General features: G+C 65.8%; 15 protein-coding genes and 1 pseudogene. 11 read left to right on the forward strand and 5 right to left on the reverse strand.

Annotated elements, in window-relative coordinates; all coding sequences use genetic code 11:
• The 3 genes and pseudogenes from MRY80_RS12025 to rplM form a co-directional block, all read right to left on the reverse strand.
• Positions 1-1087: pseudogene (locus MRY80_RS12025) on the reverse strand (hypothetical protein); the annotation flags it as partial.
• Between the two features lie 294 nt (positions 1088-1381).
• Complete coding sequence (gene rpsI / locus MRY80_RS12030) at positions 1382-1867, reverse strand: 30S ribosomal protein S9 (RefSeq protein ID WP_293291264.1); 486 nt, start codon at positions 1865-1867, stop codon at positions 1382-1384.
• A 5-nt stretch (positions 1868-1872) separates the two neighbouring features.
• Entirely contained in the window at positions 1873-2337 is a 465-nt protein-coding gene (gene rplM / locus MRY80_RS12035; protein ID WP_293291265.1) for a 50S ribosomal protein L13, read from the reverse strand.
• Positions 2338-2739: 402 nt separating this feature from the next.
• Between rplM and MRY80_RS12040 the strand changes: the two genes are divergently transcribed.
• Both MRY80_RS12040 and MRY80_RS12045 read left to right on the forward strand, forming a co-directional pair.
• A complete protein-coding gene (locus MRY80_RS12040) occupies positions 2740-3777 on the forward strand; it encodes a hypothetical protein (RefSeq protein WP_293291266.1) in 1038 nt (345 codons plus the stop codon).
• Position 3778: 1 nt separating this feature from the next.
• Positions 3779-4150 (forward strand): hypothetical protein, encoded by a 372-nt coding sequence (locus MRY80_RS12045; protein ID WP_293291267.1) that lies wholly within the window; start codon positions 3779-3781, stop codon positions 4148-4150.
• A gap of 7 nt (positions 4151-4157) precedes the next feature.
• Here the strand turns inward: MRY80_RS12045 and MRY80_RS12050 are convergent, their stop codons facing one another.
• Entirely contained in the window at positions 4158-4592 is a 435-nt protein-coding gene (locus tag MRY80_RS12050) for a PaaI family thioesterase (RefSeq protein ID WP_293291268.1), read from the reverse strand.
• Between the two features lie 112 nt (positions 4593-4704).
• On the opposite strand from MRY80_RS12050, the gene MRY80_RS12055 reads away from it, so the two are divergent.
• The 8 genes from MRY80_RS12055 to MRY80_RS12090 all read left to right on the forward strand — a co-directional run bounded on the left by MRY80_RS12055 (position 4705) and on the right by MRY80_RS12090 (position 10776).
• Positions 4705-5517: an enoyl-CoA hydratase gene (locus MRY80_RS12055; RefSeq protein WP_293291269.1), complete on the forward strand. Its 813-nt coding sequence runs from the start codon at positions 4705-4707 to the stop codon at positions 5515-5517.
• A gap of 66 nt (positions 5518-5583) precedes the next feature.
• The gene (locus MRY80_RS12060; RefSeq protein WP_293291270.1) at positions 5584-6129 is read left to right on the forward strand and encodes an amino acid synthesis family protein; all 546 of its coding nucleotides are present in this window, start codon (positions 5584-5586) and stop codon (positions 6127-6129) included.
• A gap of 98 nt (positions 6130-6227) precedes the next feature.
• A complete protein-coding gene (locus MRY80_RS12065) occupies positions 6228-6656 on the forward strand; it encodes a VOC family protein (protein WP_293291271.1) in 429 nt (142 codons plus the stop codon).
• A 49-nt stretch (positions 6657-6705) separates the two neighbouring features.
• A complete protein-coding gene (locus tag MRY80_RS12070) occupies positions 6706-7545 on the forward strand; it encodes a hypothetical protein (protein WP_293291272.1) in 840 nt (279 codons plus the stop codon).
• An 85-nt stretch (positions 7546-7630) separates the two neighbouring features.
• Positions 7631-8434, forward strand: a complete 804-nt coding sequence (locus MRY80_RS12075) for a hypothetical protein (protein ID WP_293291273.1) — start codon at positions 7631-7633, stop codon at positions 8432-8434.
• Positions 8435-8473: 39 nt separating this feature from the next.
• Positions 8474-8995, forward strand: a complete 522-nt coding sequence (locus MRY80_RS12080) for a CoA-binding protein (protein WP_293291274.1) — start codon at positions 8474-8476, stop codon at positions 8993-8995.
• Between the two features lie 120 nt (positions 8996-9115).
• Complete coding sequence (locus MRY80_RS12085) at positions 9116-10402, forward strand: O-acetylhomoserine aminocarboxypropyltransferase (protein ID WP_293291275.1); 1287 nt, start codon at positions 9116-9118, stop codon at positions 10400-10402.
• Positions 10403-10473: 71 nt separating this feature from the next.
• The gene (locus MRY80_RS12090) at positions 10474-10776 is read left to right on the forward strand and encodes a hypothetical protein (protein WP_293291276.1); all 303 of its coding nucleotides are present in this window, start codon (positions 10474-10476) and stop codon (positions 10774-10776) included.
• Here the strand turns inward: MRY80_RS12090 and MRY80_RS12095 are convergent.
• On the reverse strand, positions 10773-11960 hold the full coding sequence (locus MRY80_RS12095) for an MFS transporter (RefSeq protein WP_293291277.1): 1188 nt from the start codon (positions 11958-11960) through the stop codon (positions 10773-10775). The two genes, MRY80_RS12090 and MRY80_RS12095, sit on opposite strands and share 4 nt — an antisense overlap.
• A 138-nt stretch (positions 11961-12098) precedes the next feature.
• Here MRY80_RS12095 and MRY80_RS12100 point away from each other — a divergent pair, with 138 nt between their 5' ends.
• Positions 12099-13199: an FAD-dependent oxidoreductase gene (locus MRY80_RS12100; protein WP_293291278.1), complete on the forward strand. Its 1101-nt coding sequence runs from the start codon at positions 12099-12101 to the stop codon at positions 13197-13199.
• Positions 13200-13215: the final 16 nt, after the last annotated feature.

Here is a 13215-nt window from a genome sequence, read left to right on the forward strand (position 1 = left end):
GCGGCTGCATGGGCTGGATCTGGCCGGATTGGCCCTGGCTCGGCGCGGCGGGCGTCGGTTGCATCGGCGCGGGCTGGCCGGGGCCGGACTGCATCGGTTGCGGCGGCTGCATGGGTTGCATCTGCCCGGACTGGCCCTGGCTCGGCGCGGCGGGAGCCGGCTGCATCGGCGCAGGCTGGCCGGGGCCGGACTGCATTGGCTGCGGCGGCTGCATGGGCTGCATCTGGCCGGACTGGCCTTGGCTCGGCGCGGCGGGTGTCGGCTGCATCGGCGCGGGTTGACCGGGCCCGGATTGCATCGGCTGCGGCGGCTGCATGGGCTGCATCTGTCCGGACTGGCCCTGGCTCGGCGCGGCGGGAGTCGGTTGCATGGGCGCGGGCTGGCCGGAGCCGGACTGCATCGGCTGCGGCGGCTGCATGGGTTGCATCTGGCCGGACTGGCCCTGGTTTGGCGCGGTAGGTGTCGGCTGCATCGGAGCGGGTTGCATCGGTGCAGGTTGCATGGGCTGCATCGGTTGCATGGGTGACGGCTGGTTGGGATCGGGCTGGGGCTGCATCGGCTGAGCCGGTTGCGGCGGGACCGGCGGCGTCATCGCGGGGGCCGATTGCGCGTTTCGCTGCAGGTTCTGCTGGTAGCCCTGCGGCGTCCATCCGCAATGCGCCTTGAAGATGTCGAGCGCGCTTCTGGAGCCCCTGAGGCCGATTTCCGACCGGCCGCCGTTGAAGAAAACGATCGCGACATGGCCGGCCTGCAGGGCAGGGATCAGCGGATCGTCATAGGCGACCGACAGGACCGGCGTGAACCCGATCATGCCGAACTCGACGGTTTCGGCGGTGTAGGTGTAGGCGGTGCCGTCGATCAGGAAGGAGATCGGCGCGTATTCGCCGTTGCGGCCGTTTTCGGTGGCCGCCGCGTTGACCGTGATGGTGGCCGGCTGGCCGTTGCCGGTGCAGGCGATGATGATGCCGGTCTCTTCCTCGCAGTTGCGGCAGTCGATCGCGGCGATCTCTTCATAGACGCCGGTGTTGGACCAGACGGGCTCATAGGCGGATGCCGATGCAACGGGGAAGGCGAGGGCCGCCAGCAACGCTGCGGCTGCGTAGTCTTGCCGGGGTCTGAAACGGGAATGCGCTGCCGAAAAACCTAATACTCGCGCGCACTTCCACATCTGCACCCCACCATTTTTCGCAAGCCCCGCGCCACCTTAGAGAAAACGCCGGGTTGTTCAATGCGGTTTCGGGATTTTTGTTCCGCTACGACAGTGCGGGCAAGAGAGGGCGGTCGCGAAGCCAGTATCCGCGCGGTTCCTCCAGGCGGTGGCGCAACAAAAAAGGGCGCCCCGAAGGACGCCCATGACTGGATGGTCGTTGTCCGAAACGCCTTAGCGCTTGGAGAACTGGAAGGACCGGCGGGCCTTCGCCTTGCCGTACTTCTTGCGCTCGACGACGCGGCTGTCGCGGGTCAGGAAGCCGCCCTTCTTCAGGACACCGCGCAGCTCCGGCTCGTAATAGGTGAGCGCCTTGGAGATGCCGTGACGAACGGCGCCCGCCTGGCCGGACAGGCCGCCGCCGGACGCGGTGGCGACGATGTCGTACTGGCCGGCGCGGTTGGCCGCGACGAGCGGCTGCTGCAGGATCATCTGCAGGACCGGACGTGCGAAATATTCGGTGAAGTCCTTGCCGCCGACGGTGATGCGGCCGGTGCCCGGCTTGATCCAGACGCGGGCGACCGCGTCCTTGCGCTTGCCGGTCGCGTAGGCGCGGCCGTGGGCGTCGAGCTTCTGGACATGAACCGGAGCTTCGGGAGCGTCGGCAGCGACGGCGCCGGTTGCTTCGCCGAGTTCTTCGAGGGAGTTGAGTTCAGCCATGGTGATCAGGCCACTTTCTTGTTCTTGGGATTAAGCGCGGCGATATCCAGCACTTCCGGCTGCTGCGCCTCGTGCGGATGTTCGGTGCCGGCGTAAACACGCAGGTTCTTCATCTGGCGACGGCCGAGCGGGCCGCGCGGGATCATGCGTTCGACAGCCTTCTCGAGGACGCGCTCCGGGAACCGGCCGTCGAGAAGCTTCTCAGCGGTGCGTTCCTTGATGCCGCCCGGATGGCCGGTGTGCCAGTAATACTTCTTGTCCGACCGCTTCTTGCCGGTGAAGACCACTTTCTCGGCATTGATGATGATGACGTTGTCGCCGTCATCGACATGCGGGGTGAAGGTGGGCTTGTGCTTGCCGCGAAGGCGCATGGCGACGATGGATGCGAGACGTCCGACGACGAGACCTTCGGCGTCGATCAGCACCCATTTCTTCACCACGTCCGCGGGCTTCTGGGAGAAGGTACCCATTGGTGTGTTCCTTGGTTCACGATCCCGAACCGGCCGGGCCGGAGCGGGCTTTTCTTGTTGCTTGGATTGCCGATTGACCGGCAAAAACATATCGCGCCGGACGGGTCCATGCGCGATTGGCGGTGTCATTAGGCGGGATCGGTGCGCGCGTCAAGCGGTATTTTGCGCACCTTTTGCGATTATATCAATGAAAACAATGACTTGAAAATACGGTATTATTTTACCGTATAGAATTGAGTGCAATCGCGAGGTTTCCTGGTCGCATGTCGCGCGCTGGTTCGCCTGACGGCAACATGATGAAGCATCGCGCAGGGGAACGATTGTATTCGTCCGAAAGGCAGGTGGATTGACCGCCGGGCGGCAAGTGTTGCCAGACGACGATGTTTCGCCGATTGTGTCGTCATGAGAAGACGCGATCTCGCCGACCTGCTGTTTTCATGGATTGTCCTGATGTCGCTGTCGGGCACCGCGACTGCGGCGACCTGCGCGGGCGGGCCGGGCTGGGAGAGCCGGGAGATCGCCGGCGAGGTGAGGCATCCGGACCCGTTCCTGCACGAGGCCGGCGCGCAGACATTCCTGCTGGCCCCGTTCGAACACGGGTGGCGGATCGGGATGCTGGACCGCGACGGACTGGACGTCCCGGTGTTCGCGGCGCCTCGGCATCCGGTCGAGACCAATCCGGCGACGCTCGCCGGATGGCATTTCCGCAATCGAGACAACACCGCGCCGAACACCGGCGATGTCAACGCGCCGCAGCGTGAGCGGCGATTCGCATTCGGCACGCTGGCGGAGGATGCCGCCAATCCCGGCGCATCGCCGCCGGGTGCCGAGGGGCTGGGCGGCCTCGGCGTCCTCACGATCGCGGATTTCGAGCTGACGCCGCCCGCGGCCGGAGAGCGGGCGGGCTTCAGGTCGCTCGCCTTCACCGTCTGCCTGGTCTGGAAGGGCGGCGGCGACAGGCTCGCGCCGATTGTGGACGACGATCCGAGCGTGGCCTTCGACGCGGCCGTGGCGACGATGAAGGGATGCGGGCTGGATACAGCGCTCTTCGCGGTGTCCGACCACATGGGGAAGCGGGGAGACTTCGTGCAAACCGCCTTTTTGACGCCCGACATGGACGGCGACGCCGTTCCCGACCTCGTCGTGCCGGTGTTGCGGCGCGATGACAACGCGCCGGCTCTCGCGGTCTGCCTTGCGGGCACGGACACGCTGCTGCTGGCGGGGTTCGACGGCCGGATCGGGCGGCATCTCGATCCGGCCTACTTCGGCCGCGCGGACGGTTGGGGCGTTCACGAGGGTCCGGTCGGGTCATCGCCCGAGGAGGGCGCGCCGCCGCAACTGACCGCGGACGCGATCAGGCTGAGCAAGGAGGAAAGCTCAAGCGTCCTCCTTTATCTGACGCCTGACCTTACATTCTCAAGCTATTGGCAGGGTGACTGAAATGATCGGCAAGAAGACGATCGTCATCGCGTTGGTGCTGGTGTGGGCCGGCGTGTTCTTCGGCTCGTTCCTCGCTTCGTCGGCGATCGAGGGGCCGCGCAACATCGACACCGGCTTCAGGCGGCTGGACGTGCTCGCGCAATACCACATCGTCGCCATTTCGCTGGCGATCGTCTCCGCAGTGCTGGGGATTGTCTGGCGCCGGCAGGCGGCGCGGATCTTGCCGATCGGTCTTGTGCCGCTTTCGGTGACGGCGCTGCTGGTGGTTGGCGTCCTGGTCGTGGCGACGTTCCTGCGGGATAGCCCGGCGCCTCAGCCGCCCCTCACGCCGACGGCGCCGGCAGCGTCGGCCGTCGATCAGCCGGCGACGTGACCCGGCCTCAGCGCGGCGGCACCGAATAGGTCAGCGATCCCTGCGCGATCAGGTCGTCCTCGGCGTCCTTGATCGCGACGCTGGTGACGACCAGGCGCTTGCCGAGTTTCAGGAGCGTGCAGGTGGCGTAGAGCGGGCCGGGGGCGGCCTTGCGCATGAAGTCGAGATGGACGCTCGTCGTCACCGAGAGGCCCTTCAGGCCGATATGCGCCATGATCGCGTAATAGGCGGCGAGGTCGGCCAGCGTGAAGAGCGTCGGGCCGGAGACGGTTCCGCCGGGGCGCAGATGGGCGTCGGTGGCGTCGAGCCGGAGCGTCAGGTAGCCCGGACCGAGGTCCTCGATGTGATAGACCTTGCCGTCCCTGAAGGCCTGGGAAAACTCGCGGACGATGTAGTCCTCGAGTTCTTCTGCGGTGACGACCGGTTCGGGGTGCTTGCTCATGCGCGGGCCTTGATCGGAGTGCGGTGAAGGATTGACTCGGTACGTCTGACTTGCCGCCGGGTTTGGCGTGCTGGTAGATATCCGTCAACCGATACCTTTGGGAGGAGCCCCGATGTCCGCACGTCCCGCCCTTGTCGAAACGCCGCCCGTCACCAGCGACCGGATCGGCCCCGTCTTGCGCCTGACGCTCTCCAACCCGCCGGCAAACGCGCTGTCGATCGCCACGATGGAGGCGCTGATGGCGGCGCTTGCCGAGGGGCGCGAAGACGCCGACGTGCGCGTGATCGTCATCGCGGCGTCGGGCAAGGTGTTTTCCGCCGGCCACGACCTGAAGGAAATGACCGTGCACCGCGCCGACGAGGACCGGGGCAGGGCCTTCTTCGAAAAGACCATGCGCATGTGCGCAGAGCTGATGCAGGCGATCGTCACGCTGCCAAAGCCCGTGATCGCCGAGATCGACGGGCTGGCGACGGCGGCGGGCTGCCAGCTCGTCGCGTCCTGCGACCTGGCCATCTGCACCGACACGTCGAGCTTCGCGACGCCGGGGGTCAATATCGGGCTGTTCTGCTCGACGCCGATGGTGGCGCTGACGCGCAACGTGCACCGCAAGCAGGCGATGGAGATGCTGCTGACCGGCGAGACGATCGACGCATCGACGGCGCGCGAATTCGGCCTCGTCAACCGGATCGTGCCGAAGGACTACCTCAACCAGGTTGTCCAGAAATATGCCGAAGTGATTGCCTCGAAATCGCCTCTGACACTGAAGACCGGCAAGGAGGCGTTCTACCACCAGGCCGAGATGAGCCTTTCGGACGCCTACGACTATTGCGCCAATGTGATGGTGGAAAACATGCTGTTCCGCGACGCCGAGGAGGGGATCGGAGCGTTCCTGCAGAAGCGCAAGCCGGAGTGGACGGGGGAGTAGGGGCGCCTCGTTCAAGGGCATGCGATTTGCGTTGGAGGACGCCCTGACGGCTGCTAACCTTGCGTCATGGTTGAACCTCGGAAAACAGTTTTCACGCGAGAGCTGATCACGGCCGATTCCCTCGGCGAACCGTGCGAGCGAGTTTCGCGCGTCGCGGTGGCCGCGGTTTTCCGCAATTCGCTGGCCGGCCGTTTCGAGCGTGACCTGTCCGCCCTTTTCGAGATCGGCGCCGTTCTGGGCCAAGATCTCGCGCGGCAGGCCGTCGCGATGCTCGACGGGCCGGCGGTGTCCTATGGCAAGGCTGCAATCGTCGGCGCTGACGGTGACATGGAGCATGGCGGAGCCGTCATTCATCCCAAGTTGGGCGCGCCCATGCGCGCCGCCGTCGATGGCGGGGAGGCCGTCATTGCCTCCAATGTGAAAGTCGGGGGCATCGGCGCGTCGATCGATCTGCCGCTCGGCCACAAGGACAATCCCTGGTCGTTCGACCATTTCGACACGATGACGCTGTGCGTGCCGGACGCGCCGCGGCCTGACGAGATCGTCATGTTCATCGCCTATGCCACGCGCGGTCGACCGATTCCGCGATGCGGCAGCGGGCCGGTGAAATAGACGGGAACCGTCGCCGCGAACCGGCGCGGCCTGGTCGCGCGGCTGAATTGACAGTCGTTTCCGTTCCCTTTATGTTCTTCTTTTGAGAGAGGGCCGCCATGAGTTTCGATCCACGCATATCCATGATCACGCTCGGCGTCGCCGATCTGGCCGCCGCGACGGCGTTTTACGAGAAGCTCGGTTTCGAGAAGTCGTCTGCCTCGCAGGAGAGTGTCACCTTCTTCAAGATGAAGGGCACGGCTCTGGGGCTGTTCGGGCGCGACTCGCTGGCGGAGGATGCCGGCGTCGCGGAGGAAGGATCGGGGTTTCGCGCGGTTACGCTGGCGCATAATCTGGGCAGCGAGGCGGAAGTGGACGCGGCATATGCGCATGCGCTGGCCTGCGGCGCGACGGCAGTGAAGAAGCCCGAGAAAGTGTTCTGGGGCGGCTATTCCGGCTATTTCGCGGATCCGGACGGGCATCTCTGGGAACTGGCGTTCAACCCGTTCATGGAAAACGACGAGAACGGCTTCATGCAATTGCCGTAATGGCGCCTAGGATCGCGCCCCGGGCCGAAAGAGACCGGGGGTGGCGACGATGGCACGCTTCAGACGGGTTGCGCGGGGCCGTTTCGGGCCGGTGCTGGCTGCGATCGCGATGCTCATGCCGATGGCGGCGGATGCTGCCTCGGACGACGGAACGCGGCCCGGCTACGAGACGATCATTCTGGACGCGGACGACACCGCGAATGCGGAACTGGCCCGGTTCATGGAAAGCGCGGGCCGGGCGCTGTGGCGCTTTTCCTCGGGCTTCGGCAAGAGCCGGCCGGCAAGCCCCGCCGGCGAGGTCTTCACGGAAAGCGTCGCCGTCTATCTCGGCACGACGGAACTGACACCTGACGATCGGTTCGACCTTTTGGGCCGGATCCCGCGCGACGAGGTTCTTGCCATGCTCGGCCAGATGGCGGCCGACGAGCCGATCCGGACCATCGGCGCGCAGGCGGGCGGGGCAAGGATCGTCAACGCGCTGATCTCCGACGGAATGACCCGGCCGAACGTCCAGTTGCGGGAAGAAATCTGCACAGCGTCGTTCGAGCGGCTGACGCATACGCGGATGACCGCGCTGCTCGAAGCGACCGGCACGACGATCGAGGCCTGGGGCGTCGCCGCCGCCCCGGGTGACGAGGCCGATTATCTTCGCGACAGCCTGCCGCTGCGTTGGGAGCGCGGGCAGTTGCTTCATGTCGATCTGGACGCGCCGCCCATCCGGTCGTGCTGCTGGGGCTATGTCGTGATGCCGGACGGCAGCGGCTCCTATGTGCAATTCGCATTCGGCCGGGGCGCGTTCCTGCCTTACCTGTCGAGCCATGCCTGTTTCACGCGCACGCCGGATGGCTGGCGCGTGAGCACGATCGCTCTGCGGATGCGACCCCGGTGAGGGCGACGCGGCTCGACATCAAGGCGCGAAACGGGAAGAGTGCGCGCGACGGGACCGGGGCACACGCAGGGTCGGAGGAGCATCGATGACGAAACGCATGACGACGAGAGGCCTGTCGCTGGCCGCCGCGCTCTTCCTGGCCATCGTCCAGCCGGTTGCGTCGGCGGCGCAGGGCATGTCCTATCCCGCCACGTCGGTGCGCATTTCCTTCCCGCCGGACTTCCTGATCGAGGATGTCGTGGCGCGCGCGCTGGAAGCCACACGCGCCTATGAGGCGGGCGACGAGGAGACGTTTGAGCGCGTCGAAAGCTTCCTGGCCGACAGCGTGGTCTTCTATATCGGCGACGTCGAACTCTCCGGCGACGAGCGGTTCGACCATTGGGGCCGCTACGACAAGACGGACGTGTTTTGGCAACTGGGCCGCAAGACCGCCTACGGCAACATCAAGATCGATGAAGCGGAGGCGCGCGGGGTCGGGCTGCTGGAGGAACTGCTCGCGGATGGCGTGATCGGCCTCAATTCATGGCTCGGCGGGGAATATTGCACGTCGTCCTACGGCAAGCTCGCGCATGACGAGATGGCCGCGCTGGTGGAGGAGACCGGCACGCTGGTTCATGACTGGCGCGTCGCCACCAAAGCCTCCGGCGCGTTCGAGTTTCGCGAGGGCGAGACGCCGCTGACATGGGAGGAGGGGCAGTTGCTCCTGGTCGATCCCAAGTCGCCATTCATCCGGGGACATCTTCGCATCGTCACGCCCGACGGCAGCGGCGCCTATGTCCGCATGGACGACGGGCAGACCGGGCTGCAGCCCTATCTGAGCAGTCATGTCTGTTTCGAGGAACGCGAGGACGATTGGGCGATCAGCGCGATCGCCCTGCGCATTCCCTAGTTTCGCTTCGCCACCACCGCGCAGAAAAAAGACGGCCCCATGAACCACGACAGCTATTCCGACGCCTATGTCCGCTCCATCCTCACCAAGGTGAAATCCATCGCCGTGGTCGGCGCTTCGGCCAACGAGGTGCGGCCGAGCTACTTCGTCATGAAATACATGCTCGACAAGGGCTTCGACGTCATCCCGATCAATCCCGGGCGCGCCGGCAAGACCATTCTCGGGCAGATGACCCATGCGCGCCTGGCCGACCTGCCCGAACCGGTCGACATGGTCGACATCTTCCGCGCGTCGGCGGCGGTGCCGGGTGTCACCGACGAGATACTGGCGATGAAGACGCTGCCGAAGGTCGTCTGGATGCAGCTCACGGTGCGCGACGATGAAAGCGCCGCGCGGCTGGAGGAGAAGGGCATAGAGGTCGTCATGAACCGCTGCCCGAAGATCGAATATGGCCGGCTTTCCGGCGAGATCGGCTGGACCGGCGTCAATTCCGGCACGATCTCTTCGCGGCGACCGGAATTGCGCCAAGGGTTCCAGAGCTTCGGCATTCGGCGGAGCTAGCCTGCGGCCCGCCGGGCAAAACGCGTTCGCTCGCAGGGCAAAAGATAGAAAAAATCGTCTTTGACAGCTTCGTCATTCCCCGCCACAACGTGCGACGACATTGATCAGGAGGAGGGAAGCATGTCCCAGCGTATACCCGGTTTCGACACCCTGGCGATCCATTCCGGCGCACAGCCGGACCCGGCGACGGGCGCCCGCATCACGCCGATCTACCAGACCACGGCCTATGTCTTCAACGATGCGGACCATGCCGCCTCGCTGTTCGGCCTGCAGGCGTTCGGCAACATCTACACCCGCATCATGAACCCGACCCAGGCCGTGCTCGAAGAGCGGCTGGCCGCGCTGGAAGGCGGCACGGCGGCGCTGGCGGTGGCTTCGGGCCATGCCGCGCAGATGATCGCGCTGCACACGCTGATGACGTCGGGCGACAATTTCGTCGCCGCGCGCCGGCTCTATGGCGGCTCGATTAACCAGTTCGGCCATTCCTTCAAGAATTTCGGCTGGGAAGTGCGCTGGGGCGACGTCTCCGATCCGGCGAGCTTCGCCGCCCAGATCGACGACCGCACCAAGGCGATCTTCATCGAAAGCTTCGCCAATCCGGCCGGCTACGTCACCGACATCGAGGCGATCTCCAAGGTCGCGCGCGAGGCTGGCGTTCCGCTGATCGTCGACAACACGATGGCGACGCCCTATCTGATGCGCCCGATCGAACACGGCGCCGACATCGTCGTGCATTCGCTGACCAAGTTCCTCGGCGGTCACGGCAACTCGATGGGCGGCGTGATCGTGGACGGCGGGACGTTCGACTGGTCGGCGTCCGACAAGTTCCCGATGCTGACGCAGCCGCGCGACGAATATGCCGGCATCGTGCTGCACGAGACCTTCGGCAATTTCGCCTTCGCCATCGCCTGCCGCGTGCTCGGCCTGCGCGATCTCGGCCCCGCGATCGCGCCGATGAACGCCTTCCTGATCATCAACGGCATCGAGACGCTGGGCCTGCGCATGCAGCGCCATTGCGACAACACGCTGGCCGTCGCCAAGCACCTGAAGGACCATCCGATGGTCGAGTGGGTGGAGTATTCCGGCCTGGAGGACCATGCCAACCACGCGCTGCAGCAGCGCTACAGCCCGAAGGGCGCCGGCGCGGTGTTCACCTTCGGCGTCAAGGGCGGCTACGAGGCGGGCGTGAAGTTCGTCGAGGCGCTGGAGATGGTGTCGCACCTCGCCAATATCGGCGACACGCGCACGCTGGTGATCCACCCGGCTTCGACGACGCACCGCCAGCTGACCGACGAGCAGCGCGCGGCGGCGGGTGCCGGCAATGACGTCGTGCGCCTGTCGATCGGCATCGAGAATGTCGATGACATCATCGCCGATATCGATCAGGCGCTGGCCAAGGCGGGCTGATTGATCTTGCGCAATGGATTGCGCCGCCGGTTTCGATAGGCTCCCCGTTCATCTGAAACGGTGGAGGTCGCATGACACGTCTTCGAAACACGGCCGGCGGCGCGATCGCCCTTCTCGGGGCCATCGCCGCCGGCGTGCCGTCCGCGAACGCCCAGTCGTCCGATCCGGCCTGGCTCGACCAGCTGTCGGAACAATTGGCGAGCGAGCAGGACTGCGCGGTCGATTATTACCTGAACATCCGCGAGAGCGAACTGGCCGGGCGCCATACGTTCGAGGCGCGCGCGCAGTGCCGCGACGGACGCCAGTTCGACGCCAGCCTGACCGAGCCGGCCGAGGCGTTCACGATAAAGGAATGCGGCGTGCAGGTCTGCTAGGCGGCATCCTTCAGCGCTGACGTCTCGTTCGTGCGCACCATCAGGAAGGCCACGATCGCCATCAGCACGCAGATCGATGACAATCCGATGGCGGTTCGAAAGCTGAAGAACTGGCCGAGAAGGCCGACGGCCGGTCCCGAGACGACGCCGGTGATCATGATCGTGTTGACGTAGAGCGACGTGGCGCGGCCCATGCGGTTGCGGGCGAAGCTCTGGACGAAGCTGACGCCGACGCTCGCATAGATCCCGTAATAGGCGCCCTCGAGTGCTTGCGCGACGATCATCGTCGGCAGGCTTGTGACGCGCCAGAGTGCGAAGATCGCGACGAGCGCCAGGAGCGACGCCGAGAGCAGGATGGCGCGGTGGGAGAACCGTTTCATCATGACGGGAGTCGTCGCGATGATGGCGATCTCGACGGCGGTCTTGACGGAAAAGGCGAGGCCAGGCGCGAAATCCGGCAGGTGCACCTCTTGCGTGTAGAAGAGTGGCAGCGCGACGAAGCAGAGGCTGTGGGCAAGCGAGAGCAGGAAACACGCGGACAGGGCTTGCCACAGCGCGGTGTTGATCCCCCCGGCGGCGTTCGCCCCGGCTGCCGGCGTGTCCTGCCCGCCGGCGAAAGTCCGCGGCACGGCCCAGAGGCCCGCCACGAGGCGGATCGCGCCGATGAGGAAGGCCGCGGCGAAGACCTGGTGCGGGCCGATCCCGTCGACGAGCGTGAAGGCGAAGGCGGGGCCGAGCATCCAGGCCGTGGAGGTGGTGCCGCGCAGGAAGGCGTTGAAGCGGGACGCGTCGAGGCCGCTTCGATCGGCGAATTGGCGGCCGAAGGTGAACACTACCGCCATGAAGGTGCCGCTCACCGCGAAGCCGAGCGCGCCGATCGTGACCAGGACCCAGAAAGCCGGGAAGAGGTAGACCGTGAGGCAGGCCGCCATGTAGGCGACGGACGAGGCCGCGATGAGCGGAAAGAAGCGGCCGCCCTCGTCGAGCCATCGTCCCGTGAGCCGGTTGAAGGTGACCGTCAGGAGGACGGCGGCGCCAGTGTAGAGGCTGATGCGCCACGGCTCCGCGCCAAGGCCTTCCACGATGTAGTAGGGCATGAACGGCACGATCATGGAGTTGGATACCGTGCCGACGAGAAGCAGCAGCAGAAGGGAAAGGGCCTGCCTGTTTCTGAAAACGTCCATCGGAAATCGCCTTGGGAGAATGCGTGCGCACGCAGCGTCTGCGCGAGGGGGAAGGCCTCATATCGAAAGCGACTGTGACAAGCGCATGAATGATGCTTAGGTATCTTGAAACACGCCGTTCCAACGAAGATCGAAACGATGAGAATCGCAGTCGTCGGGGCCGGGATCGCCGGCCTTTCCACCGCCTGGTCGCTGGCCAAGCAGGGGCATCAGGTGATCCTGTTCGAGCAGGCGACGGTGCCGAACCCGCTCGGCGCGTCGGGCGACCATCATCGAATCATCCGCCGCGCCTACGGGGCCGGGTCGGGTTACGGAGCGGCGATCACCGAGGCCTATGACGCCTGGGACGAATTGTGGGCCGATCTCGGCGCCTCATGGCTCGACGCGCGCGGCTTCATGGCGGTCAGCCGGGAGCCGGGAGACGAGGCGGAAGACTACCTGAACGGGCTGCGCGAGGGCGGCTGGCCCTGCGAGGTGCTGGAGCCGGGGGCGGCGGCCGAGCGCTTCCCGTTCCTCGATCCGGACACGCTGCGCTATGCCTTCGTGTCGCCGGAAGGCGGCGTACTGCATTGCCGGCGCATCGCGTTCGGACTGGCCGCCTGGCTGCAGGCGAACGGCGTGTCGCTGCGCCAGGGAATGCGCGTGACGGAGGTCGATCCGGCTGCCGCGTCGGTGACGACGGAGGACGGCCGCCAGATCGAGGCCGACTACGTGATCGTGACGGCGGGCGCCTGGGTGACCAAGCTGTTTCCCGATCTCGTTTCCGACCTGACGACCTATCGCACGGCCGTGGTCTATCTGAAGCCGCCGGCGCATCTGGCGGACGCCTGGGCGCATGCGCCGGTCGTTCTCGACGTCGGCGGGGAAACCGACGGCTACATCCTGCCGCCGACGGCGGAAGGCGGCCTCAAATTCGGGTCCGGCCTGCACAAGTTCCGGAACGCGGACGCCGACGCCAACCGGGACGCGGTGGAGGGCGAGGGCGAGATCCTGCGCAACCTGTTCTCGCCGCCGATGCGCGACATCGAGCAATATGGCGTCGAGAACGTCGTGACCTGTGCCTACACGTTTACCGCCGACGAGCGCTTCTTCGTGCGCCGGCAGGACCGCTGCCTCGTCGTCTCGGCCTGTTCGGGCCACGGCTACAAGTTCGGCGCGGCCGTGGGCCGGCGGGTCGCCAAGTTCGTCGATCATGGCGATTTCGAAGCCCTGCAGGCGTGGATGCGGGCCGAGGCGTAGAGGCTCCGGAGGGAGG

This window comes from Oricola sp., from assembly GCF_022763245.1.
Taxonomy (GTDB): Bacteria; Pseudomonadota; Alphaproteobacteria; order Rhizobiales; family Rhizobiaceae; genus Oricola.

Coding starts and splice junctions, on each gene's coding strand:
- MRY80_RS12075 (WP_293291273.1), top strand. CDS start 7,631: ATGACGAAACGCATGACGACGAGAGGCCTGTCGCTGGCCGCCGCGCTC.
- MRY80_RS12085 (WP_293291275.1), top strand. CDS start 9,116: ATGTCCCAGCGTATACCCGGTTTCGACACCCTGGCGATCCATTCCGGC.
- MRY80_RS12060 (WP_293291270.1), top strand. CDS start 5,584: ATGGTTGAACCTCGGAAAACAGTTTTCACGCGAGAGCTGATCACGGCC.
- MRY80_RS12065 (WP_293291271.1), top strand. CDS start 6,228: ATGAGTTTCGATCCACGCATATCCATGATCACGCTCGGCGTCGCCGAT.
- MRY80_RS12090 (WP_293291276.1), top strand. CDS start 10,474: ATGACACGTCTTCGAAACACGGCCGGCGGCGCGATCGCCCTTCTCGGG.
- MRY80_RS12055 (WP_293291269.1), top strand. CDS start 4,705: ATGTCCGCACGTCCCGCCCTTGTCGAAACGCCGCCCGTCACCAGCGAC.
- MRY80_RS12070 (WP_293291272.1), top strand. CDS start 6,706: ATGGCACGCTTCAGACGGGTTGCGCGGGGCCGTTTCGGGCCGGTGCTG.
- rpsI (WP_293291264.1), bottom strand. CDS start 1,867: ATGGCTGAACTCAACTCCCTCGAAGAACTCGGCGAAGCAACCGGCGCC.
- MRY80_RS12080 (WP_293291274.1), top strand. CDS start 8,474: ATGAACCACGACAGCTATTCCGACGCCTATGTCCGCTCCATCCTCACC.
- MRY80_RS12095 (WP_293291277.1), bottom strand. CDS start 11,960: ATGGACGTTTTCAGAAACAGGCAGGCCCTTTCCCTTCTGCTGCTGCTT.
- MRY80_RS12100 (WP_293291278.1), top strand. CDS start 12,099: ATGAGAATCGCAGTCGTCGGGGCCGGGATCGCCGGCCTTTCCACCGCC.
- MRY80_RS12040 (WP_293291266.1), top strand. CDS start 2,740: ATGAGAAGACGCGATCTCGCCGACCTGCTGTTTTCATGGATTGTCCTG.
- rplM (WP_293291265.1), bottom strand. CDS start 2,337: ATGGGTACCTTCTCCCAGAAGCCCGCGGACGTGGTGAAGAAATGGGTG.
- MRY80_RS12045 (WP_293291267.1), top strand. CDS start 3,779: ATGATCGGCAAGAAGACGATCGTCATCGCGTTGGTGCTGGTGTGGGCC.
- MRY80_RS12050 (WP_293291268.1), bottom strand. CDS start 4,592: ATGAGCAAGCACCCCGAACCGGTCGTCACCGCAGAAGAACTCGAGGAC.